Annotated in this window: 21 protein-coding genes; 16 read left to right on the forward strand and 5 right to left on the reverse strand. The window is 31.2% G+C overall.

Translation table 11 applies throughout. The features are described from left to right. Positions 1-2: 2 nt before the first annotated feature. From mreC to UEQ13_RS08085, 5 genes are read left to right on the forward strand one after another with little or no spacing between them, the layout of a single operon-like run. The gene (mreC, locus tag UEQ13_RS08065; protein WP_329805846.1) at positions 3-839 is read left to right on the forward strand and encodes a rod shape-determining protein MreC; all 837 of its coding nucleotides are present in this window, start codon (positions 3-5) and stop codon (positions 837-839) included. Then, complete coding sequence (locus tag UEQ13_RS08070; protein ID WP_329805847.1) at positions 839-1,345, forward strand: rod shape-determining protein MreD; 507 nt, start codon at positions 839-841, stop codon at positions 1,343-1,345. The genes mreC and UEQ13_RS08070 overlap by 1 nt, the downstream gene beginning before the upstream one ends. Beyond that, positions 1,342-3,309, forward strand: coding sequence for a peptidoglycan D,D-transpeptidase FtsI family protein (locus UEQ13_RS08075; protein WP_329805848.1), 1,968 nt, complete (start codon positions 1,342-1,344; stop codon positions 3,307-3,309). The genes UEQ13_RS08070 and UEQ13_RS08075 overlap by 4 nt, the downstream gene beginning before the upstream one ends. 1 nt (position 3,310) lies before the next feature. Then, complete coding sequence (gene rodA / locus UEQ13_RS08080; RefSeq protein ID WP_329805849.1) at positions 3,311-4,567, forward strand: rod shape-determining protein RodA; 1,257 nt, start codon at positions 3,311-3,313, stop codon at positions 4,565-4,567. Positions 4,568-4,594: 27 nt separating this feature from the next. Further along, a complete protein-coding gene (locus tag UEQ13_RS08085) occupies positions 4,595-5,281 on the forward strand; it encodes a hypothetical protein (RefSeq protein ID WP_329805850.1) in 687 nt (228 codons plus the stop codon). Here UEQ13_RS08085 and UEQ13_RS08090 read toward each other — a convergent pair. Further along, positions 5,278-6,075: a DNA/RNA non-specific endonuclease gene (locus UEQ13_RS08090; RefSeq protein WP_329805851.1), complete on the reverse strand. Its 798-nt coding sequence runs from the start codon at positions 6,073-6,075 to the stop codon at positions 5,278-5,280. The two genes, UEQ13_RS08085 and UEQ13_RS08090, sit on opposite strands and share 4 nt — an antisense overlap. Positions 6,076-6,136: 61 nt before the next feature. Here UEQ13_RS08090 and UEQ13_RS08095 point away from each other — a divergent pair, with 61 nt between their 5' ends. Beyond that, positions 6,137-6,700 carry a hypothetical protein gene (locus UEQ13_RS08095; RefSeq protein WP_329805852.1) on the forward strand — a complete coding sequence of 188 codons (564 nt, stop codon included), beginning with the start codon at positions 6,137-6,139 and terminating at the stop codon, positions 6,698-6,700. Between the two features lie 71 nt (positions 6,701-6,771). Here UEQ13_RS08095 and UEQ13_RS08100 read toward each other — a convergent pair whose 3' ends face one another. Then, positions 6,772-9,003 (reverse strand): carboxy terminal-processing peptidase, encoded by a 2,232-nt coding sequence (locus UEQ13_RS08100; protein ID WP_329805853.1) that lies wholly within the window; start codon positions 9,001-9,003, stop codon positions 6,772-6,774. A gap of 133 nt (positions 9,004-9,136) precedes the next feature. Here UEQ13_RS08100 and surE point away from each other — a divergent pair, with 133 nt between their 5' ends. After that, the gene (gene surE / locus UEQ13_RS08105; RefSeq protein WP_329805854.1) at positions 9,137-9,892 is read left to right on the forward strand and encodes a 5'/3'-nucleotidase SurE; all 756 of its coding nucleotides are present in this window, start codon (positions 9,137-9,139) and stop codon (positions 9,890-9,892) included. Between the two features lie 50 nt (positions 9,893-9,942). Here surE and UEQ13_RS08110 read toward each other — a convergent pair whose 3' ends face one another. Further along, positions 9,943-10,977 (reverse strand): LacI family DNA-binding transcriptional regulator, encoded by a 1,035-nt coding sequence (locus tag UEQ13_RS08110; RefSeq protein ID WP_329805855.1) that lies wholly within the window; start codon positions 10,975-10,977, stop codon positions 9,943-9,945. Between the two features lie 212 nt (positions 10,978-11,189). On the opposite strand from UEQ13_RS08110, the gene rplM reads away from it, so the two are divergent. The 7 genes from rplM (at position 11,190) to UEQ13_RS08145 (ending at position 19,818) form a co-directional block, all read left to right on the forward strand. After that, positions 11,190-11,645, forward strand: coding sequence for a 50S ribosomal protein L13 (gene rplM, locus UEQ13_RS08115; RefSeq protein WP_166129790.1), 456 nt, complete (start codon positions 11,190-11,192; stop codon positions 11,643-11,645). Continuing rightward, the gene (rpsI, locus tag UEQ13_RS08120) at positions 11,645-12,031 is read left to right on the forward strand and encodes a 30S ribosomal protein S9 (RefSeq protein ID WP_091310242.1); all 387 of its coding nucleotides are present in this window, start codon (positions 11,645-11,647) and stop codon (positions 12,029-12,031) included. Before rplM ends, rpsI begins: the two co-directional genes overlap by 1 nt. Before the next feature lie 180 nt (positions 12,032-12,211). Beyond that, positions 12,212-12,979, forward strand: coding sequence for a 30S ribosomal protein S2 (gene rpsB, locus UEQ13_RS08125; protein WP_166129794.1), 768 nt, complete (start codon positions 12,212-12,214; stop codon positions 12,977-12,979). A 138-nt stretch (positions 12,980-13,117) separates the two neighbouring features. Further along, a complete protein-coding gene (gene tsf, locus UEQ13_RS08130) occupies positions 13,118-13,942 on the forward strand; it encodes a translation elongation factor Ts (protein ID WP_166129796.1) in 825 nt (274 codons plus the stop codon). A gap of 68 nt (positions 13,943-14,010) precedes the next feature. Beyond that, entirely contained in the window at positions 14,011-14,904 is an 894-nt protein-coding gene (locus tag UEQ13_RS08135) for a DMT family transporter (RefSeq protein WP_329805856.1), read from the forward strand. Between the two features lie 20 nt (positions 14,905-14,924). Continuing rightward, positions 14,925-16,721, forward strand: a complete 1,797-nt coding sequence (locus tag UEQ13_RS08140) for a hypothetical protein (RefSeq protein ID WP_329805857.1) — start codon at positions 14,925-14,927, stop codon at positions 16,719-16,721. A 211-nt stretch (positions 16,722-16,932) separates the two neighbouring features. Then, the gene (locus UEQ13_RS08145) at positions 16,933-19,818 is read left to right on the forward strand and encodes a T9SS sorting signal type C domain-containing protein (protein WP_329805858.1); all 2,886 of its coding nucleotides are present in this window, start codon (positions 16,933-16,935) and stop codon (positions 19,816-19,818) included. A gap of 87 nt (positions 19,819-19,905) precedes the next feature. Here UEQ13_RS08145 and UEQ13_RS08150 read toward each other — a convergent pair whose 3' ends face one another. Together UEQ13_RS08150 and UEQ13_RS08155 are read right to left on the reverse strand one after the other, a co-directional pair. Then, positions 19,906-21,966 (reverse strand): insulinase family protein, encoded by a 2,061-nt coding sequence (locus UEQ13_RS08150; protein WP_329805859.1) that lies wholly within the window; start codon positions 21,964-21,966, stop codon positions 19,906-19,908. Between the two features lie 11 nt (positions 21,967-21,977). Next, positions 21,978-23,303 carry a M16 family metallopeptidase gene (locus UEQ13_RS08155; protein WP_329805860.1) on the reverse strand — a complete coding sequence of 442 codons (1,326 nt, stop codon included), beginning with the start codon at positions 23,301-23,303 and terminating at the stop codon, positions 21,978-21,980. 179 nt (positions 23,304-23,482) lie between these two features. Here UEQ13_RS08155 and rplU point away from each other — a divergent pair, with 179 nt between their 5' ends. Both rplU and rpmA read left to right on the forward strand, forming a co-directional pair. After that, on the forward strand, positions 23,483-24,157 hold the full coding sequence (gene rplU, locus UEQ13_RS08160) for a 50S ribosomal protein L21 (RefSeq protein ID WP_329805861.1): 675 nt from the start codon (positions 23,483-23,485) through the stop codon (positions 24,155-24,157). A 31-nt stretch (positions 24,158-24,188) separates the two neighbouring features. Further along, positions 24,189-24,449 carry a 50S ribosomal protein L27 gene (gene rpmA, locus UEQ13_RS08165; protein ID WP_091310265.1) on the forward strand — a complete coding sequence of 87 codons (261 nt, stop codon included), beginning with the start codon at positions 24,189-24,191 and terminating at the stop codon, positions 24,447-24,449. Positions 24,450-24,609 lie beyond the last annotated feature (160 nt).

A 24,609-nucleotide genomic window follows, 5' to 3' on the forward strand; every position in this document is an offset into this window, starting at 1 on the left:
ACATGCAGCAAATTATAAATTTTCTTATAAAAAACAGCTATAAATTGCTGTTTTTGCTGCTTTTGGGTGTTTCATTAACACTTACGGTAAAATCGCATTCTTACCACAGAAGCCAGTATATAAATTCTTCCAACGCCGTGTCTGGTTATACCTATAACCAAATTAGTAGCGTGAAAGATTACTTTGGATTACGACAAAAAAATGACGATTTAGCCCGAGAAAATGCCCGTTTAAAAGAAATTCTTTTCAACAAAAAAGACACCGTATTAGAAAGCAAAATTGTGGTTCCAGGTGAATTATCAAATTTTGTGGTTCGACGTGCTAAAGTGATTAAGAATTCTTACAGTAAGCAAGAAAATTTCCTAACTTTAGACAGAGGTGCTTTTGAAGGATTACAAACTGACATGGCAGTAATTAGCGATAGAGGTGTTGTAGGAATTATTGAAAAAACTTCTAAAAATTTCTCAACGGTTATTAGTATTTTACACACCAAAAATCCTTTAAACGGAAAAATAAAAAATTCAGATCATTTTGGATCAATCACTTGGGATGGAAAAAATGCAGGTTATGTACAATTGATTGATGTGCCAAAATTAGCTACTTTGAAAAAAGGAGATACAATTGTTACCGGAGCACAATCAGCCATATTTCCTGAAAACATACCCATTGGAAAAATTGACAAAATTTTTGAAGAAAAAGCAACGAATAAATTTGTAATCAATATTAGACTATTTAACGACATGACTTCTCTAGGTTATGTTTATGTAATTGAGAACAAAAAGAAAGCAGAAAAACAAGCTCTGGAAACAGAAACTGAAAAAGATCCAACTAAAAAATAATGAACAGTAACTTCATTTTAAACTTAATCCGTTTTATCGTTCTATTGACGATACAAATTGTTGTTTTAGAACAAGTCAAATTTGGCGGTTGGATAAATCCGTATTTATACATGCTTTTCATCATTTTATATCCTATTAACTCTAACAAATCTGGCTTTATTGCAGCAAGTTTTTGTTTGGGTTTAATCATGGATTTATTTTGCGATAGCGGCGGAGTTCACGCTACTGCTTGTTTACTATTAGCTTATTTCAGACCCGGATTTTTAAAATTTGCTTTTGGTTTAAGTTACGAATATCAAACCATTAGAATTGCCGATAAATTATCTGTAGACCGATTTACATTTATCATGTCTGCCATTCTATTTCATCATTTAGTCCTTTTTACCTTAGAATTATATCGTTTCGATTTGTTTTTTGAAGTCATTTCTCGAACCATTTTAAGTACACTATTTACATTTATAATTTGTATCATTAGTATTTATTTAATTAAACCTAATAAACGATGAGAAAGACCCTTTTACCAACCATTATCATTGTATCTTCAATAATTTTATTGGCGCGTCTTTTTTATTTACAAATTATTGATGACACTTTAAAAATCAAATCGGAAAACAACGCTATAAAAATCAAATACGACTTCCCAGAAAGAGGTTATATTTATGATAGAAATGGTAAACTTTTAGTTGCCAATCAACCATCTTATGATATTATGGTTGTCCCGAACGAAGTTAAAGAAATTGACACGCTTGAATTTTGCAGAATTCTTCAAATCACAAAACCTGAGTTTTTAGAGAAAATTGCTAAAGCAAAAGTTTACAGTCCAAGATTACCCTCTTTATTTCTTCCGCAATTAAATAAAATGGAATTTGCTGGTTTTCAAGAAAAAATCAGAAAATACAACGGATTTTACATTCAAAAACGTGCATTAAGAGAATACCAAACCAAAAATGGTGCAAACGTATTTGGGTTTATCACACAAGTAAACGACAACATTATCGCTAAAAAACCTTACTATAAAAGTGGTGATTTAATTGGAATGCAAGGTGTTGAAGAAGCTTATGAAGAAATTTTACGAGGTGTAAAAGGCGTAAGATATATTTTAAAAGACAAACATAATAAAGAAATCGGTTCTTATAAAGAAGGAAAATTTGATACGATTGCCAAACAAGGAAGTGATTTAACGTTATCTATTGACGGAGAACTTCAAAAATATGGCGAAGAATTGATGATTAATAAGCGAGGTGGTATTGTTGCCATCGAACCAAGTACGGGTGAAATTTTAGCACTTGTTACTGCTCCAACTTACGATCCAGCTTTATTAGTTGGAAGACAACGTTCCAAAAATTACACCAAACTTTATAACGACTCTATCGCGAAACCTTTATACGACAGAGGTTTGTTAGGAGAATTTCCTCCTGGTTCTCCATTTAAAATTTTAACTGGATTAATTGGATTACAAGAAGGCGTAATTAATGAAGAAACTTCATTTAGTTGCGGACCAGGTTTTTATTATGGTCGTGGTGCCTTTATGAAATGTCACTGTCCGGGCGGTCATATTAAACTAAATTTCGGAATTTATAAATCGTGTAATACTTATTTCGCAAATACTTATAAACGAACCATAGAAAAATACAAAAAACCAAAAGACGGAGTTAACGCTTGGGCAAACCATTTAAAAAGTTTCGGATTAGGTAATTTTATGGGTTATGATTTACCTACTGGTAGAAAAGGCCATATTCCAACTTCTAAGTTTTATGAACGTTTTTATCCAAATGGTGGTTGGCGTTCTACAACTATTATTTCCAATTCAATTGGACAAGGAGAAGTTTCTATGACCCCTATTCAATTAGCAAATATGATGGCAACTATTGCTAATAGAGGATATTATTATACACCTCACATCATCAAACAAATTAAAGGCAGAAAAATTGATGCCAAATACACTACTAAACACGTTACTACAATTAACAGTAAATATTTTGACCCAATAGTTAATGGCTTATTTGATGTTTACAATAGAGGGACAGCTTCAGGTTTAGGAGTAGTAGGTTTGGAAATTTGTGGAAAAACAGGTACAGCAGAAAACTTCGCTAAAATAAATGGAAAACGAGTGCAATTAGAAGATCACTCTGAGTTTGTGGCTTTCGCACCAAGAATGCAACCTAAAATTGCTATTGCGGTAATTGTAGAAAACGGACATTATGGAAATACTTGGGCTGGACCAATTGCAACTTTAATGATTGAAAAATATTTGAACAAAAAAATTACCCGAAAAGATTTGGAAAAACGAATGTTAGAAGGAAATTTAAATTGGCAATATCGAAAATTATATCCAGCTAAAGACTCTATAAACAAACCTAAATTAACTAAAGTAGATTCGCTTCGAATGAAGTTAAAATCGAAAAAAGAAATTGAGGAAGAAAAAAAGAATAAAGCAGCAGGTAAGAAAAAAGATTCAGTAAAAAAATAAAATGAAGAACCAAGATATAAGTAATTCCATCGATTGGATAACAATTTTGTTATACATCATCCTTGTTGTTTTTGGATGGATGACTATTTATTCTGTAACGGTTCCGCCAGATCAAGAATATACTTTTGATTTTAGTTTAAATTACGGAAGACAAATGATCTTTATGATCATTGCCATTCCAATTATTTTTGCTATTTTATTTGTCGATTCAAAAATATTCGAACGGTTTTCCTTTGTGTTTTATGGTGTTGGAATCGCGCTACTTTTAGGATTATTTGTATTTGGAGTTTCCAAAAAAGGACAAACCAACTGGTATCAATTTGGCGGATTTGGTTTCCAACCTTCCGAATTTGTAAAAACCGCAGTGGCCTTATTATTGTCTAAATATTTGAGTGATGCACAAGTAAACTTAGGAAAGAAAAACTTTCAATACATTGCTTTTGCTATAATTGGTTTACCTGTTTTTTTAATATTAATGCAACCAGATGCTGGAAGTGCGATGATATTTTTATCACTAATTTTTGTATTGTTTAGAGAAGGATTACCTGGTTGGTATTTATGGACAGGTGCTATTGCTATTGCTACATTCCTTTTGGCCTTAATTATAAAACCCATATTTCTGATTTCATTTATTGGGATTTTCATGGTGATTCATTATATTTTTAATCGATTAATCTCTCGAAATCCAATTGTTTATGGCTTGCTATTTATTGCCATATCCAGTTTTGCTTTTTCGGTAAGTTATATGTACGATAAAGTTTTAGAACCACATCAAAAAGATCGTATTAACGTGCTTTTAGGAAAAGATGTGAATATGAAAAAAGAAGGTTATAATCTAAATCAATCAATGATTGCTATTGGTTCTGGCGGTTTATTAGGAAAAGGTTATTTAGAAGGCACCCAAACTAAAGGTGGTTTCGTACCGGAACAACACACTGATTATATTTTTACAACAGTTGGTGAAGAATGGGGATTTCTTGGAAACTTATTAGTCATGAGTTTATTCGTAAGCTTATTTATTAGAATTTTATACTTAGCCGAAAGGCAAAAAACCAGATTTAGTCGTGTCTACGGTTATTGTGTCGCCACGTATTTATTTACTCACTTTTTTGTAAACATCGCGATGTTAATTCGTTTGTTCCCAACCATTGGTGTACCACTACCCTTTTTCTCTTATGGTGGCTCTAGTTTATGGGCGTTTACCATAATGCTTTTTATCTTTATTAAGTTGGATGCGAATAAAGTGAATGAGTGGTAGAATTTATATCTTATAAAGATGTTTAATATGAAAATAGCCTTAACTATCTTTTTGAGTTTAATTATTAATACTATTTATTCTCAAAAAAATTCAACTGATACAATATCTATTACTTCAAAAAACAAGTACAAGATTGAAGAGCTTTATAATGATTTAAAACAAAAATACAATTACACCTTAGAATATTTAAAAACCGATAATGACCTAACACAATTTAATTGTGATTATATCACAAAATATAATTATGATTCACTTGTAATTAAAGAAATCCCTGTTTTTAAAATCAAAAAAAATATTAATCTTAAAAAAAATATTTTAACTCAAATCGATTTTAAAAACACGAATACTTTCATATATAACATATACACAACTAAAGAATATATAACTACTGCATTTTTCTTTAAATCCTCATACAACGAAATAATAGGTTATAATTGTGAGCCTCTTAATCCATTAGATAGTAATATCATGACTATGATGAAATTAAAACTTCAAGAAAAATATTATATTTTTAAGATTGAAGAATTCTCAAATCTTTTATTTATTATTAATAATGGAATTGTGCATGTAATTACTGAACCAAAACTAAACGGAGATTACAAAAAAACAGAAATAAATCAGTTTTTCAGAGAAAATTATAAATCCAAAAAAACAATCGATAAATCATTATACTACTCTGAAAAATATTTTTTCTCAATAAAACAATCAAACTAAAAACTCCAACCTTTATAATCTCTACTTGCTTCTAATTTATTTTCTGTAGCATCGTCTAATTTAGGAAAAAAGTCAATTCCGGTTTTCTTTTCTAATTCGTCAACAGAAACTACAAATTCATATAACGGTTTATTAGACTTTTCGTGTGGCACTAAAAAAGCAATCATTCTGGTTTTGTCTTTCGTTAATAAAACTTTGTAGAAGTATTTCGGCACAGAAACGTCTTCTTTACCGATAGTTTTTAAATCATCGGTTAAAACACCTCCAGTTACAACATAAATACCGTCATATTTTCCGGCCCAATAACGTACTTTATTTTCTAAACGATTCCAAACTCCAGCATTAAAATCGTATAATTGTGGTGAAGCATTACTTGTAAAAAAGGTTTCATCATACAACTCTTGACTTTGTTTTCTATCACCAGCCGGACACAAATGTCCTTTTGTATACCCTGATTTTTTATAATTTCCCCAATGCGCTGATTCGGTTTTAACTATTGGATCTTGTTCAAAAAGTGGACGTTCTAATTCAGAATATTTCCATTTTCCGTCTTCTAATTCATAGGCCACCCATTCGCTTTGTTCGTGCGATTCTGAATATGAAAACGTATAGCCTTTATGTTCATAAATAGCATTTGTGGTTGAAGTTGGTAAATACGAAAAATCAGTATTATTTGAAGTTGCCTCAAAAGTTGGTACAGTTGTTGCATCAGTGGTTTCTGTTTTGCTTTCATTTTTAATTTGACAAGATGAAAAAGCCAAAACAACAAATATATTTAAAAAGAATTTTCGCATAATTAAGTTTATTATCTTTGTAAAAGTAAACAAAAATATGTTGAACTAAAAAATTGAAATTATGAAAAAAATGTTAATGCTAATGGCATTCGGTTTGTTTGCTACAAACGTAAATTCGCAAGAAATTAAAACTGATTCTATTACCAGAGCAAATGATTCTATTAAAAAAATAGAATTTGCAAAAATTGAAAAAGAAAGATTAGAAGCTTTAAAAAATCAAGAAAAAGCAGCAAAAGATGCTCAAAAAGAAGCTAAAGAGCAACAAAAAGATTTAGAAAAAGCAAAAAAAGAAGCTGAAAAAGAAAAGGAAGCTTTAGCAAAAGAACTTAAAGCTTCAGAAAAAGCAAGAAAAGAAGCAGACAAAGAGCGAAAAAGAATTGAAAAAGAAAGAGAAAAACTGACTGACGCAAGAAATAAAGTTGCCGATTTAAAAAAGGATGTACTTAAAAACAAAGAGAAATTAGATAACGAAAAAACTAAGTTTGAGAAAGACAAAAGGAAAGGAAAATTATCTCCTAATGATGAAATCAAACGTCAGGAAAAAATAGAAAAACTTCTTGAAAAAAGCACAGAATTACAAAATAAATTGGAAAAAGCTCAAATTAAATTAGACAAAATAAGATAAGCAGTTACCAACATATAAAAACAAAAATGCCATTCAAATTGAATGGCATTTTTTATATCTAATTACTTGATTTATTTTGAAGCTAATTTTTTCTCTTTAGTTTTCTTAGCTTTTTTACCTTTCACTAAAGTTGTATTTACATCTTTAGAAGTCAAATCATTTAATACATTTAATGTTTCAGTCATGTACACGTCTTTTACTAATTCAGCGTGCCATCTGTCACGTTTTTCTTTTAGTAATTCATCTTTAGCCATTATTTCTAATTCGTATGGTAAAGAAGTAAATGTTAAGTTGTTTTTAAACTTTTCAATGTCTTTAAATTTCTTAGTTTGAGTTTCAATTTCGGCTAACTCTTTTTTGTAAGCCGTATAATTTAAACTAATTGTATTGTCTTCTTTTCTGTTGTTAATCCATTTTGCATTTTCAGTAATTAAATTGAAACTTTCATTTGAAGCAATCCTGTTTTTACTGTTTGCAATTACTTTATCAAAACTTACATTTAATGGTGTATAAATTGCTGGTTCAATTTTATCCCAAGGCAAAGCGCTTTTTTCATCTTTTTCCCCAGTTTCCATAAAACTAAAACGATCCGGCATAACAATATCACTTTTTACACCTTCTAATTGAGTTGAACCTCCGTTAACTCTGTAAAATTTTTGAGTAGTTGTTTTTAAAGCTCCTAAATCTCCATATTGATTACCGCGAACAAATTCGTTTAATTCAAATACATTTTGAACGGTTCCTTTTCCGTAAGACTGCTTACTTCCGATGATAATTCCTCTTTTATAATCTTGAATTGCAGCTGCAAAAATTTCTGAAGCTGAAGCCGAATAATTATTAATCATTACTACTAACGGACCATCCCATTGTACTTTTGGATCTGTATCTGGAAGAACTTGCGCTTTTCCATTTGCGGGTTTCACTTGCACCACTGGACCTTTATCAATAAACAAACCTGTCATTTTCACTACTGTTTCTAAAGAACCACCGCCATTATCACGTAAATCCATCACAATTCCAGAAACATTCAAGGCTTTTAATCTTTCTACTTCTTGAGCAACATCTTTAAAAGCATCTCTTTCCGATTTGTTATCAAAGGATTGGTAGAATTTAGGCAAGTAGATTACACCAAACAATTTTCCATCTTTATTAACTACTGTTGATTTTGCGAAAGTTTCTTCTGTTTCCACTTCATCACGCATAATTGGAATTACTTTCACACTACCGTCCACTTTTTTAACAGTAAGTTTTACTAAAGTACCTTTTGGTCCTTTAATTTTTTTGATTACATCGTCTAAACGCATTCCAGAAATATCAATTGGTTCTTCGTTACCTTGACCAACTTTTATGATTACATCTCCTTGTTCTAGTAATTTTCCTCTCCAAGCTGGTCCACCACTGATTAATTCAGAAACTTCAATTCCTTCATTTTTCTTTTGTAAACGAGCACCAATTCCTTCGAATTTTCCACTCATACTTACATCAAATTTCTCTTTATCTTCAGGAGAAAAATAATAGGTATGTGGATCATATTGGGTTACAATCGCATTAATATAAATTGAAAACCAATCCTCACGAGTTAATTCTGCAATGAAACTGAAATTATTATTTAGGTTACTTTCTGTGTTTTTTCTTGCCGTTTTTTCTAATTCTTCAAAAGATTTTGGTTCTGATTTAACAGTTTCTTTTTCTTCTTTTATAACAACAGTTTCCCCAATAGTTCCGTCTGTATTTTTTGTTTTTAATGCTTCTTGAATTTCTTCTTTATCCGTAATATCACTCAAAATCGCAAACTCCAATTGCTTTCTCCATCTTGCATTTAAATCAGCTTTTGAAGAAGCGTAAGGCAATTTTTCATAATCCACACTAATGGTTTCCTCATCATTTAAGTTTAATGGTTTCGAAAGAATATTGGTATAAATATCTTTAGACTCTTTCATTCTTTGCATTAATCTTTTGTATGTTAAATCGAAAAAAGACAAATCTTTACTTCTAATCATATCATCAATTGAATTTTCATATTTTTGAAATTCATTAATGTCAGATTGAATGAAATATCTTTTTGTTGGATCTAACGATTCAATATAAGATGCGTACGCTTTTTTAGAGAAATTATCGTTCAATTCAATAGGCGAAAAATGCCCTTTTTCTAACACAAAAGACAAAAGTTCAATTAACATTTTATCTTTATCGTCACCAGATGCCTTCTTAGACGGAATAAAACTCCACAATCCTGCAGCTAATATTCCTACAACCAGTAAAACTCTATAATTTCTTTTCATAAATTCTATTATATTTTTCATTTCTAATTTCTAAAATCGTGCCAAAAGTGCAATCACATCATCATTTAAAATAATGAAAACAAATTTAATATTTTTATCTACAATAAAATCATAAAATATGATAATTTAGCAAATAATTTAACACTTCAACCAAATGAAAAAAATTCTAATTACCAATGACGACGGTATCGCCGCTCCTGGAATAAAAGCCTTAACAGAAGTCATGCACGAATTAGGTGAAATTTATATTATTGCTCCAGATAGCGCGCAAAGCGGAATGGGTCACGCTATAACTATAAATAGCACATTAGAATTAAAACATATACCTGGATTTTTAGGAACTGAAAACGCTTATAGTTGTTCAGGAACACCTGTCGATTGTGTGAAAATGGGCGTACACGAAGTCATGAAAACCAGACCAGACTTATGTGTTTCGGGTGTAAATCATGGTTCGAATTCCTCTATAAATGTGATTTATTCAGGTACGATGAGTGCTGCAGTTGAAGGTGGAATAGAAGGCATTCCGTCTATCGGATTTTCATTATGTGATTATAGTTGGGATGCGAATTTTGAATACATTAAACCTTTCATCAAAAAAATTGCGTTAGAAGTTTTAGAAAAAGGACTGCCAGAAGGCGTGATATTAAATGTAAATTTTCCGAAAACGGATAACATAAAAGGAATCAAAATTTGTCGTCAAGCGAAAGCGGCTTGGGAAGAAGAATTTGACAAGCGCACGAATCCAATGGGAAAAGAATACTATTGGTTAACTGGGAAATTTGTAAACCACGACCATGGCGAAGACACAGACGAATGGGCTTTAGCCAACGATTACATCTCCATTGTTCCTGTTCATTTTGATTTAACTGCTTATCACGCGATTCAGCAATTAAATAGTTGGGATTTATAGTTTATTAAACATAGTTACATAGTTTATTTTCTTTCTATGTGACTATGTGTTTAAGATAATTTTCTAACCGAATCTCTTTTTCTTAATTCCGTTTTAATTACTGCGGTTTCAAATATTTTTTCTGATTCAGAATCCGGAATTTCTTCAATGCGCTTGATGATTAATTCAGCTGTTTTTTGTCCGATTTCTGGCGCGTGCTGACTAATTGTTGATAAACTTGGCGTCATTCGGCGCGACCATAAACCATCGGCAAAACCAATTATTGATACATCATCAGGAACGTGTAATCCATTTTTCAAACAAAATTTCATCGCAGTAACAACGGCATATTCGTCAATAGCAAAAATAGCATCTGGTTTTTTTTCTAAAATAAGTGTACCCATTTTTTCATCGAAACCTTCATCTGAATCCGTTAACAAAGCTAAACTTTCCTCAAATTTGATATTGTTTTTTCGCAAAGCTTCTTTGTAACCGTTTTCTCTTAAATCGCCAACACTTAAGTTATTTATAGTAGAAAATAAAGCGATTTTTTTACAATTCGTATCAATTAAATACTGAGTCGCATTCACTGCAGAATCAAAATCATCCACAATTACTTTATCGCATTTTAATTCTTCAGCAATTCTATCAAACAAAACAATAGGTGTTCCGTGACGTAATACATCATATATATGTGTAAAATTATTTTCTTTTTGTGTTTCTTCGGCCAAAGCCAAAATAAAACCATCAATCGCACCATTGTCTAACATTTCAATCATTTGTTTTTCTTTTTCCAAAGATTCGTTAGAAGTACAAGTAATCAAATTATAGCCTTTTTCATTCGCATACAATTCGATACCTGAAAAAACTTTAGCAAAAAAAGGGTTTAATATGTTTGGCAAAACGACACCAATCGTATAAGAACGTTGATTTTTTAAATTTTTAGCAATACTATTGGGCTTATAATTTTTAAGAAGTGCAAATTCCTTTATTTTAATTTTAGTTTGCTCGCTAATTTCTGGACTATTACTTAACGCTTTTGAAACTGTTGAAGTAGAAACGCCTAATTCTTTCGCTAATTCTTTTAAAGTGGCTTTTGCTTTCATTTTTAGAAGTATATCAGATTCAAAAATATAAAAATAGACTATAAAAAACCTATAAAAACGAATATAAATTTGGAAAGTAATTCAATGAGTTCAAAATCAATACAAAAGAAATTTAGGTTAGAGTTTGTAATTTTAATAATTAATTGTACTTTTGCACCCCTAAACCCGAAGTTCGGGAATAGGAATGGAATGTTTAATTAAAAATTAGTATTGTGAACACATTAAGCTACAAGACAATTTCGGCAAACAAGGCTACTGCAGACAAGCAGTGGATTGTTGTAGATGCTGAAGGTCATAACTTAGGTCGTTTTGCTTCTAAAGTAGCTATGCTATTAAGAGGTAAGTACAAGCCAAGTTATACGCCGCATGTTGACTGTGGAGATAACGTGATTGTTATTAACGCAGAAAAAATCAATCTTACTGGAAACAAAATGGATGAGAAAACTTACATCCGCCACACAGGTTATCCAGGAGGACAAAGAAGTCTAACTGCAAAAGTAATGAAGGAAAAAAATCCTGCATTATTAGTAGAAAAAGCAGTTAAAGGAATGTTGCCTAAAAACAAATTAGGGGCTCAATTATTCCGTAATTTAAATGTTAACGTAGGAGATGCTCATAAACATGCAGCACAAACTCCTAAAACTGTTAACCTAAACGATCTTAAGTAATGGGAGTAATTCACAAAATCGGAAGAAGAAAATGTGCAGTTGCACGTGTTTATGTTTCAGAAGGAACTGGTAACATTACAGTTAACAAAAGAGAGTTTGCTGTTTACTTTCCAACTGCTACATTGCAGTACAAAGTGAAACAAGCTTTAACATTAACTAACAACGAAAACAATTTCGACGTTAAAATTAATGTTTATGGTGGTGGAGCAACTGGTCAAGCAGAAGCTGTAAGAATGGCTATTGCAAGAGCAATGTGTGAAGTAGAAGCAGAAAACAGATTGGTTTTAAAACCAGAAGGATTACTAACAAGAGATCCAAGAATGGTAGAACGTAAAAAATTCGGTCAGAAGAAAGCACGTAAGAGATTCCAATTCTCGAAACGTTAATATTGGATTTATTCCTGTATTATTTTTCAGATACATTTTTACAACAAAATTAGAATTTAAAAACAAGTTGTCGATATTTCTTTTTATTGAAAAAGAAATTAGTTTAGCATCTAAATTTTTAAGACATACGCAAGTTACTACTTAAAGATTGCTAGAACACGGAACGTAAACTATTACAAAATGGCAAACAAAATTGACGTTAAAGAGTTATTAGAGGCTGGTGTTCATTTTGGACACATGACTCGTAAGTGGGATCCAAACATGGCTCCTTACATTTATATGGAACGTAATGGTATTCATATCATTAACCTATATAAAACTGCTGCAAAAATTGAAGAAGCGAATGACGCTTTGAAAAAAATTGCTGCATCTGGTAGAAAAATACTTTTCGTAGCTACCAAAAAACAAGCAAAAGATATCGTTGCTGAAAAAGCTGCTGCTTGTAACATGCCTTACATCACTGAAAGATGGCCAGGTGGTATGTTAACAAACTTCATCACTATCAGAAAAGCTATTAAAAAAATGGCTTCTATTGACAGAATGAAAAAAGACGGTACTTTCATGACGCTTTCTAAAAAAGAACGTTTACAAGTTGATCGTTTAAGAGCAAAATTAGACAAGAACTTAGGTTCGATTGCTGACATGTCAAGAATTCCTGCTGCATTATTCGTAGTAGATATTAAAGCTGAACATATCGCGGTAAAAGAAGCAAAAAAGTTAAACATTCCAGTATTCGCAATGGTTGATACAAACTCTGACCCTCGTTTGGTTGAGTACGTTATCCCAGCTAACGATGATGCTTCTAAATCAATCGATAAAATTTTATCTTTAGTAACTGCTTCTATTACAGAAGGTTTATCTGAGAGAAAATCAGACAAAGAAGAAACTACAGATTCTACAACTGAAGCTCCAGTAGCTGAAGCTGAAGAAACTTCTTCTGAAGCATAAATAATATAAATTCCGAAAGTAAAATTCCAAATTCCAAATTAATTTATTAACTATTTGTTGTAAATTATATAAAACTGGAATTTGGATTTTTACGATTGGAATTTCTTTTTTTACATTAATAATCTAAAATAAAATAAAATGTCAAATATAACTGCTGCTGAAGTTAACAAATTAAGAACTACAACTGGTGCTGGTATGATGGATTGCAAAAAAGCTTTAGTTGAAGCTGAAGGTGATTTTGAATTAGCAATTGAAATTTTAAGAAAAAAAGGTCAAAAAGTTGCTGCTAACCGTTCTGACAGAGAATCTACAGAAGGTGCTGTTATTGCTGTTGTTAATGGTGATAATACTGCTGGTGTTGTTGTTTCTTTAAATTGTGAAACTGATTTCGTAGGTAAAAACGAAGGTTTCGTAAAATTAGCAAATGATTTCGCAAACTTAGCATTAAATTTTTCTGATAAAGACGCTTTCTTAGCTGCTGACTTCGGTGGAATCACTGTTGCTGAAAAATTAATTGAGCAAACTGGTGTAATTGGAGAAAAAATTGAAATTGGTTCTTTCGAAAGATTAGAAGGTGCTTTTGTTAATTCTTACATTCACGCTGGAAATGGTATCGCTACTTTAGTAGCTTTATCTGCAAATGTTGAAGGTGGTGCTGAAGCTGCTAGAAACGTTGCAATGCAAGCTGCTGCAATGGCGCCAATCGCTTTAGACGAAGCTGGTGTTGATGCTGCAACTATCGAAAAAGAAATCGAAATCGCAAAAGATATGTTACGTACTGAAGGTAAACCAGAAGCTATGATTGAAAACATCGCGAAAGGTAAATTAGGACGTTTCTTTAAAGATAACACTTTAGTAAACCAAGATTACATTAAAGATAGTTCAATGAGTGTAGCTGCTTACATTAAATCTGTAGATTCAGGTTTAACTGTAACAGGATTCAAAAGAGCTGCTTTAGGATAATATATCTTAAAAATATCTATACCTTTAAGGCTGTCAAATTTGACAGCCTTATTTTTTTATACGCATTTATGGAAAACAAAAATTCAAAATGGTTTATCCTGCTAGTATTAGCAGTAGTTTGGGGAAGTTCATTTATATTAATGAAAAAAGGTTTAGATGGCGGAATGAACGCCTATCAATTAGGCGCTTACCGCATACTCTTCACTTCACTTTTTTTAGGCGTATTTTTCGGTAAAGAATTTTTTAAAATACCGAGTACAAAATTTAAATACATTTTCTTAGCCGGATTACTCGGCAACTTCTTCCCTATTTTCTTATTTGCATTAGCACAAACTGAAATTAGTAGCTCAATTAGTTCTACATTAAATTCGTTTACCCCTTTAAACACTTTAATAATCGGAAGTTTATTTTTCGGATTAACATTTAGCAGAAAACAAATTCTCGGCTTAATGATTGGAATTATAGGTTGCTTAGTACTAGTTTATGCTGGCGCTTCAGGCAATCCATCCAAAAATTATTGGTTTGCACTTTTAGTAATTATAGCATCTTGGTGTTATGCTGCAAATATTAATTTGGTAAAAAAATATTTATCTGATGTTTCACCACTTTCCATTACGGTAGGAAATTTTGCATTTTTACTGATTCCAGCTTTAGTAATTTTACTTTATAACGGATTTGATTTCCAAACCATTCATCCAATATCTGATGGATTAGGTTTTACAGATAACATTCATCCCTTAGTTTATGTTGGGATTTTAGGAATTGTTGGCACGGGAATAGCCAATATTTATTTTTACAGATTAATACAAATGTCGTCACCTATTTTCGCTTCTAATGTAACTTACTTAATACCTATAGTAGCTACTATTTGGAGTATGATTTTTAATGAAGGCGTTACTTTATTACAAATAGCAGGAACTGTAATTATTTTATTTGGAGTTTATATTACGAATAGAAAGTAGACTATTAAAAAAACATGATTATGAATTTAAAAAAAACATTAGTACTAATATTATTTATTACAAATTTCTCTAATGCTCAAGTTGCATTTCCAAAATACAGAGAAGTTATTAATAAACTATTTCTAGAATATGACATAACTGAACTAGATAAAGAAAATGAAGTAATTTTAGAAAAAAGAGAATCTGGATGGTTTGTAAAAACAATAAATAGACACGATACAATTCAACAACTTTATTGGAATAAAATTAAAAATGAATATGAAGAATTAAATCTTCCAACAAAACCTGTCGCAATTTCAGTTTCTGAATTTAACACAGATCATGAAAAAGAAGAAAATGAAGCTGAAATAAAAAAACAACTATTAAACACATATCCCGAATTAAATTACGATATTTTTCCTTACTTCGGCTATGATGGTTGCTTCTATGACAACATCAAATTACTTGAAAAAAAGCCCGAATTAAACGATAATGAAATATACACTTTGGGTTATTCCTATTCGCAATTAGCTTCAAATTTAATTAATTACAATTATGAATTTTACTTAAAAGATTTAAATTACAATTTACAGTTTATTAAAAATTCGATGACTAAAAATCAATTAGAAAAGTTTTTAGAATATTCCGAAAAAGCAATAAACTATCATAGAATCTTATCGCAAAAATCTCCAAATTATAACGCAATTTCTGGTTCAATTAACATTAAATACCAAAACGAGATTGTTTCACTTTATCTCAATTTATTAATTTATCAAAATGAAGAAATTGCTTCAAAATATTTATTACATCACAGTCTTTATTCAGAAAATATAAATTTATATTCTAAACTGATGTTAGATTCTTGCGAAAAAAATGCAATCCTTTTTACAGCTGGAGATAATGACACATTTCCGATATTATTTTATCAATTAAAAAATAATTACAGAAAAGACATACTCATAATTAATACCAGTTTGTTAAATGACCCAAGATACTGTATAATGATAAAAAACGGAGTTTATAACAATCTTGCCAAATATTCTTTCGATGAAGAATTTATTAAGAGTAAATTATCTCAAGTAGTTCTATTCAACTTAAAAAACAATAAATTGATTGACATAGTTCAAATAAAAGATATTATTTCAAAAAACAACATAGAAACAGAATCCGGAACCTACTTAACATTAATTTCGAATAATTTTTCATTTAAACATAAGAACAATAAAATTACATGGAATTTTAAAAATGAAGCATTATACAGAAATCATTTATTACTGATGGACATTATTGCAAAAAATAATTGGGAAAGACCTATATATTTTACTGACTATAATAATGAGGATAATTACTTAGGCTTAGACAACTATTTACAATACGAAGGATTAGTATATAAAATGACTTCCGATTATCAACAAACAGAAAACAGTATAGGCTACATAAAAAAACCTGAATTAATTGAACAATTTTTAGATAAAATTGAGCTAAAAAACACAAATTTATTACCTGTAGAAGAAAAAGAATTAGTAGACCAAATAAGAACAATTTATTTAAGATTATCTAAATATTATTTAGACAACAAATCAAATAGTAAAACATTAATTACTTTGAATAATTGCTTAACCAAATATAACAACAATATTTCACCACTAAATTTTTATAGTCTTGATTTTATAGATTTATACAAATCATTAAATGAAAACGAAAAATCAAAAAACATTAAAAATGAAATATTAAAAAATCTTGAAAATAAAATTCATATCTATCACTATAAAAGTGAAGAATATATAAATGAAAAACTTCAATCTCATATAGAGTACATAAAAAACAACTATAATTAAAAACAAATAGAATAGTTCTTAAAACTCCCAAAAAAGGAAACAAATTCATATTTAAATAAAACAGAGAGCCCGAAATAATATTGGGCTCATTTTATTTCAATTCATCTATAACTTTTCGACTAACTGCCTGATTTACATGACTAAAAGATAAGCATATTTTAAACTAGCAACAGATTATGAGCTATCTTTGTAATAGCTAAATGAAATTGTTATGTGTAAAATTTACTCGACTTCAGGAAAGCCCCTCCACAATCACAACCTATTTAATAAAATTAACAACAGAACAAAACTTTTTAAGTTATTCTGGATATTATTTTTATTGTTTTCATTTCAAATTTCTGGCCAAACTATTGGCGACTATAGGTCTGTCAATCCTGGCGGCCCATGGACAACTTTAAGCAGTTGGCAATACTACAATGGTAGTAGTTGGATAGCCGCCACAACCTATCCCGGGCAAAATCCAACAGGAACAGGTGTCGTTACCATTCTTGGAAGACATTCTATCACAATCGGAAATGCAGGAATAAACACTGGAATAATAAGTTCCATTACCATTGACGGAAATTTAACCCTTTCAGGAATCAATACCGGATCCAATGGAACAGATTATATTTTTAATACGCAATTGATAACTGTCACACCCTATTTAGGCACCATAACATTTATCAATAAGACTGATTTAATGTTACCAAATAATGCAGTACTTTCTGTAACCTCTGACACCATTACAAACCCAGATTATTTCGGACTCATTGGAGATTGTAATCACAATCAAGATATTCATATTGGTTCCTCCGTTTACACCTATTGCAATGGAGGTAGAACAACCGCACTGACTTTTGATGAAGTTATGGTTGGAGATGGTACGTTAAATGCAATACCAAAATCAAACACACCTGTATGTGAAGGTGGTACAATTAATCTTTTAGGAAGTTATGCTGGCACATTTGGAACTACAGTTACATATAGCTGGGCAATAGTGGCGCCTGGAGGGGGAAACAGTACTTCATCTGTACAAAATCCTACTATACCAAATGCAATAGTGGGTGCTTATAACGCTACACTTACTTGTTCAACAACTTACAGTGGAAATACATACAACAATTATGAAACCATTTCAATTGTTGTAAGTCCGAAACCAAGCACTATTACAATAGGTACAATTACTCAGCCAACTTGTGCAATACCAAATGGAAGCGTACAATTAAACAACTTACCATCAAGTAATTGGACCATAAATCCAGGAGCTATTTCAGGAAGTGGAAGTAGCTATACAGTTAGTGGATTAGCTCCAGGAAGTTATTCTTTCACAGTTACCAATAGTAGCGGTTGTATTTCGAGTTCAAGTGTTAATGTTAATTTCACATCTTCAGGTAAAACTTGGAATGGATTAAGTTCTGACTGGTTTTTAGCTTCAAATTGGACACCAAATGGCGTACCAACCGCAACAGAATGTGTAACAATAAGTAATATTGGATTCAGCCCAATAATTTCTGGTCCTTCAGTTGCCTATGCATATGCAGTAAATATCCCAAGTAACGGGAATTTGGAAATAGCCTCTAACGGCACATTAGTCGTAACAGATATTATAAACGTGAATGCTAGTGGTACTTTCGAAATTAAAAACAATGGAAATCTAATTCAAATAAACAATGTAAGTAATACCGGAAATATTTCTATGGAAAGAACAGCCTTTGTTGATACTACTGATTATGTATATTGGTCGAGTCCAGTTGCTGGATTTAGTTCTACAAATATTTCAACTTATTCAAACAATGCTAATTTATATAAATGGGTTCCGACGATTCCTGGAAACGGTATTGGTGAATTTGGAAATTGGGTAAACACAACAGAAACAATGGTACTTGGAAAAGGATATATTGAAAGAGGACTTAATAATGCGGCTATGAATTCACCTGCGAATTTCACCTCAACATTTATTGGCGTACCAAATAATGGAAACATAACCACTCCTATTTCAAGAGGAACTTATAATACTGTTGGGACTTATCCTTCTCCATATTCACAAACAAATGCTACTCAAGATGATGACAATTGGAATTTATTAGGAAACCCATATCCATCTTCTATATCTGCCAATGCATTTTTAACAGCAAACGCCACCAAAATTTCAGGTTTTATAAATATTTGGAGACATGGAATTACGCCAAATACAAATACTTTAGACCCTTTCTACAATAACTATGCATACAATTATGATCCGACTGATTATTTGACGTATAATCTTTCTGGACCTTCTTCTCCATTAGGGTTTGATGGTTACATTGCAGCCGGACAAGGATTTATAGTATTAATGAACCCTTTAAGCGCCTCATCTTCTATGACTGCATCGTTTAACAATTCTATGCGAAGCAGTGGCTACCGAAATGATCAGTTTTACAGAACCGAAAACACCAATATGGACACTTTTCCTGAGGGAAGAATTTGGTTAGATTTAGTATCTTCTAGATCGAGTTGTTCCATGCTTGTAGCTTATGTTAATGGGGCAACCAATCAAAAAGACCAAATGTATGATGCTCAAGCTGATTTAAAAGCTAGTTTCAATATCTATTCTTTATTAGACGGTTATGACAGAAACACCATACAAGGAAGAAGCGTACCGTTTGATCAGAATGACCTGATACCTTTAGCGGTTAAAGTTCCAACTTCCGGTAGTTTTACCATCTTCATTAAAGGAATAGACGGGTTACTGAGTAATCAAAATATATTTTTGGAAGACAAACTATTAAATTTAATTCACAACTTAAGAACTGTTCCTTATACATTCACAGCAAATCAAGGTGAAATTTTAGATAGATTTATATTACGTTTTACAAATCAAACATTATCTACAAATGACAATGTGTACGCGGATCAAGTAACAATTTTTGTGAACAATCACATCAATGTAAAATCGTTAGGTGAATCGATTCAAGAAATCAGTGTCTATGATGTTTTAGGAAAAACAGTTTTGGATAGAAAAAACATCAACCAACAAGAAATCATTTTATCTGAATTAAAAGCTACAACAGACATGTTAATTGTTAAAGTCAAACTTGATAACGATGTGGTTATCACTAAAAAAGTCATTCATTAATATATTCCAAAGCAGAAATTAGAAAATACATAAAACAAAAAAAAGGATTGCTTTCGCAATCCTTTTTTTAATAATCAAATTAAAAATTTATTCAAAATCTTTATCTGTAACACCTTCGTTAATTTTTACATCCTGTGTAATAAATTCTAATGGCATACCTACATCCATAGTTGTTTTATAAGGAACTTTCACTCCTTTAACATCTACGTAATCTGCATAAGAAGTCATTACTTTACGTTTTTGAGCACCTTCACCAGCTTCGCTTTCAGAGGCTGCTCTTAAACCCGTTTTTACATCATAAAAATACTTAGTAGAACCAACTTGAATAACATAAGCATCTTGACCATTAATTGTTTCGATCCCGCTTAAAACTAAAGTTTTATCCGTTAATAAACTTAATTCAACAAACGGAACTGCTTCTTTTTTCTCTTTCGCTAATTCAGCGCCTTCAATATTTTTTTTCTGACCTTGAGCTGACTGGTAACCTGTTTTATCACCAATAACTTGTTTCATAACAGACATTCCCATCATAGATACATCAGTAGAAGCCATTCCTTTGTTAGATACTTTTGAAACCATATCTAAAGTTTGCCCTTGAATAGTTCCTTTTGAAGACACCAACATTGTTTTAACTGCTTTTAAAGCCTTTTCACCACCAATTAAATCAATGTGTTTTTTAATTACAGTTTGAGCGGTTACACCTGCTGGAATTTCTTTTTTTACAACTGGTTTTTCTGCTTTGTTTCCGTATTTATCAAAATAGAAGATTGGCATTTTTTCTTTAGCGCTCATAGCTTCTAATCCTGGTAATACATCTGCAGCTTTACCAACAATTACAACTCTTGTATTATTTGCTAAGAAATATTTGTTAGCTGCATTTCTGATATCTTCTGGAGTTACCGCATTGATGTTTCTTACATAATTTTCGTAAAAATCTTCTGGCAAACCTAAGGTTTTAATGTTTAAGGCATAACGAGCAATAGTTGCTGGTTTTTCAATTTGCATTACGAAGTTACCAATGTATTTTGCTTTTGCATTTTTTAAATCTTCAGCAGAAACTAAATCCGTTCTAATTTTTTTCAATTCGTTGAAAATTTCAACAACTGCACTATCAGTAACCGCATTTCTTACAGAAGCTGTAGAAGAAAATTTAGAAACATATTTACTTGCTCCTAAATTAGAATACGAACCATATGTCCAACCGTGTTTTTCTCTTAAGTTTAAGAATAGACGACCTTCACCACCACCACCAAGAATTTGGTTAGCTAAAAGAGCAGCGAAATAATCTTTATCATTCATTTTTAATTTTGACAAGTTGATTAAAGCAATTTCAGATTGAACTGCATTTGGCACATCAACAAAATTAATTTGAGAATATTGCAAATCTTTTGGATCATTATACGTTAAATTTGGTGCTGTTGCTTTTTTCCAAACATCTGCTCCAAATAATTGCTCTACTTTTTTCTTAACATCTTTCGTTTTAACATCTCCAATAATAACTAAATAAGCATTAGCTGGGACGAAATATGTATTATAATGATTGATTACATCTTGTAAAGTCACATTTTTTAAAGTTTCTTCAGAAGTAAACTCACCGTTATAGTGCTCTTTTCCGTAAGTTAAAACATTTTGAACTCTTGCTGCAATGGCAGAAGCGCTTTTTTCGTCAGATTTCAAACCTTCGATTAACTTCGCTCTTTCCGCATCAAAATCAGCTTGAGTAAATAACGGATTTAAAGCTCCGTCTGCTAATAATTCTAAAATTCTTGCAGAATATCTAGACAAACCATTTGCAGAAGCACCTGATTCGTAAAAGTTAATATTAGCTCCTAAAAAGTCAATTTCTTCATTAAATTTCTCTTTAGAAATAGTTTCAGTTGCGTTACCAATCATAGCACTTACTAAATCAGTAACTCCTTTTTTGTTTCCTTCCGCGAAAGGCGCATTATCTAAACTAAGGTTGTAAGAAACTCTTGGTAATTTATTGTTTTCAACCACTAATACTTTTAAACCATTTTCTAAAACGAAAGTAACTGGTTTTTTAATATTAATACTTGGTGCCGGCCCTTGTTTAGGCATTGGTCTGTCTTGTGCTTGCATAGTTATTGTTAGTAATAAACTGGCTGCGATATATAAATACTTTTTCATTTTTTTAAAAATTATTTAGCTGTTTTTTCTTTTGCAGGACCATAATTCAAAATCAAACGTTGGTTTGGATTTAAATATTTTTTTGCAACTTCTTTAATATCTTCTCTTGTGATAGAACGGTAGATTTCAATTTCAGTGTTTACTAAATTAATATCCCCATATAATAAATAAAAGGAAGCTAAATTTTCTGCGATTCCTTCCACTGTAGAATTTGAACTCACATAATTGTTTTCAAATTTATTTTGAAGTTTTTGAAAATCATTTTCAGAAATTAAATTGTTTTGCATGTTTACAATTTCTTCGTCAATTTCTTTTAATAAACTTTCAGAAGACACATCGCCTAATGGCAAACTGTAAATAATGTACTGACCATAATCTTCTTGAGAATTACTAAAAGCTCCAACTTGCAGTGCAACTTTTTTCTCATCCACCATTTTCTTGTACAATTTAGAACTTTTACCATCAGATAAATAAGAAGAAATCATGTCTAAAACACGTGCATCTTTAGTTTTCATTGAAGGCGTTCTGTAAGCTGCTAATGTCATTGGTAATTGTACATTAGGATCTTCCCAAGTTGCATTAATTGTAGCAGTAATTGGCGCTTCTTCAAATTTTTGTCTTTGAACTGGAGCACCTTTAGGAATTGCACCAAAATATTTTTTAATCCATTCTTTAGCTTGTGCATTGTCAAATTGACCTGCTACAACAAGTACCGCATTATTTGGTACATAGAATTTTTTATTAAACGCTTGAAACTCTTCTAAAGTTGCAGAATCTAAATGTTCCATTTCACCAATTGTTGTCCAACGGTAAGGGTGGTTTTTAAATAAATTTTGTTTAATTGCTTTGAAGATATTTCCGTAAGGTTGGTTGTCAATTCTTAAACGTTTTTCTTCTTTAACTACTTCGTTTTGAGTATCCACACCAATTTGGTTGATTACAGGATGCATTAATCGTTCTGATTCCATCCAAATAGCTAATTCTAAATTGTTCGATGGAAAAACTTCATAATAATACGTTCTGTCATCAGAAGTGTTTGCATTATTTTGTCCACCATTTGCTGTAACTATTTTAAACCACTCTCCTCTTTCGATATTTTTTGTTCCTTCAAACAATAAATGTTCAAAAAAGTGAGCAAAACCAGTACGATTTGGTTGTTCATCTTTTGCGCCCACATGATACATTACTGAAGTAATTATCACTGGAGCAGAATTGTCTTGATGTAAAACAACGTGTAATCCGTTATCTAAATCAAATTCTTCGAATGCTACTTTTTGCGCATTTGCTGTGCTTCCTAACATTGCCATTGTTCCTAAAGCCATTAAAGTTTTTTTCATACGTAAATTTATAATTATAAATGGTGATAATTAGTCGATGAAAGATATCAATTGTTACACAAAAAGTGAAAAACTTCTATTTTATATTTAAATTAAAGAAAAAAGAAAAGTTATGTTGTGTGATTAATAAATAATTGTATATTTGCAAACTGAAAAAATAATAATCTAAACACATTGTTATGTACGCAATCGTAGAGATAGCAGGGCAACAGTTCAAAGTAAGCAAAGACCAAAGGTTATTTGTTCACCGTTTAGCAAGTGATGTAGACGCAAAAGTTTCTTTTGACAAAGTCTTATTAATTGATAACGGAGGAGCATTAACATTAGGCGCCCCAGCTATAGAAGGAGCTTCTGTTGAAGCCAAAGTATTAAAACACCTTAAAGGTGACAAAGTAATCGTCTTCAAAAAGAAAAGAAGAAAAGGATACAAAAAGAAAAACGGTCACCGTCAATCTTTTACACAAATTATCATTGAAAGCATTGTTGCTTCTGGTTCTGTAAAAAAAGAAGCTGCTCCTAAGAAAGAAGCTGCTCCAAAAGCGGAAAAATTAGTTGATGCTCCTGCTGCACCAAAAGCTACTAAAGCTAAAGCTGCAAAAGGTGATGATTTAAAAATTATCGAAGGTATTGGACCTAAAGCTGCTGATGTATTAGTTGCTGCTGGAATTGACACTTTTGCAAAATTAGCTGCTACTGCTGCTTCTGATGTAAATGCAATTTTAGACGGAGCTGAAGCTAAAGTACAACATTTAGATCCTACTACTTGGGCACAACAAGCTCAATTAGCTGCTGATGGTAAAATGGATGAATTAAAAAAATTACAAGATGAATTAAACGGCGGTAAAGCAGTTTAATTTTAGTATTAACTTATAAAACCAAAACGTCATGGCTCATAAAAAAGGTGTCGGTAGTTCGAAAAATGGTAGAGAATCAGAATCAAAACGTTTAGGCGTTAAGATTTATGGTGGTCAAGCTGCAATTGCAGGGAATATCATTGTTAGACAAAGAGGTTCAAAACACAACCCAGGTGAAAATGTTTACATGGGAAAAGATCATACTTTACATGCTAAAGTTGATGGAATTGTAAAATTCCAGAAAAAAGGTGAGAACAAATCTTGGGTTTCTATTCTTCCATTCGAAGCATAATCTTAAGATTACAAATACAAAACCCGTCTTGTTTTAAAACTTGACGGGTTTTTTGTGTTTACATTTTAACACAGAGTTTCGAAAAGATTACCACAGAGAAACACAAATCATTTAAGTTTAACTAATAGAAAGTCTTTAAAATCTGCGTTGCGAAGCATCT

This window comes from Flavobacterium facile, from assembly GCF_036321945.1.
Taxonomy (GTDB): domain Bacteria; phylum Bacteroidota; class Bacteroidia; order Flavobacteriales; family Flavobacteriaceae; genus Flavobacterium; species Flavobacterium facile.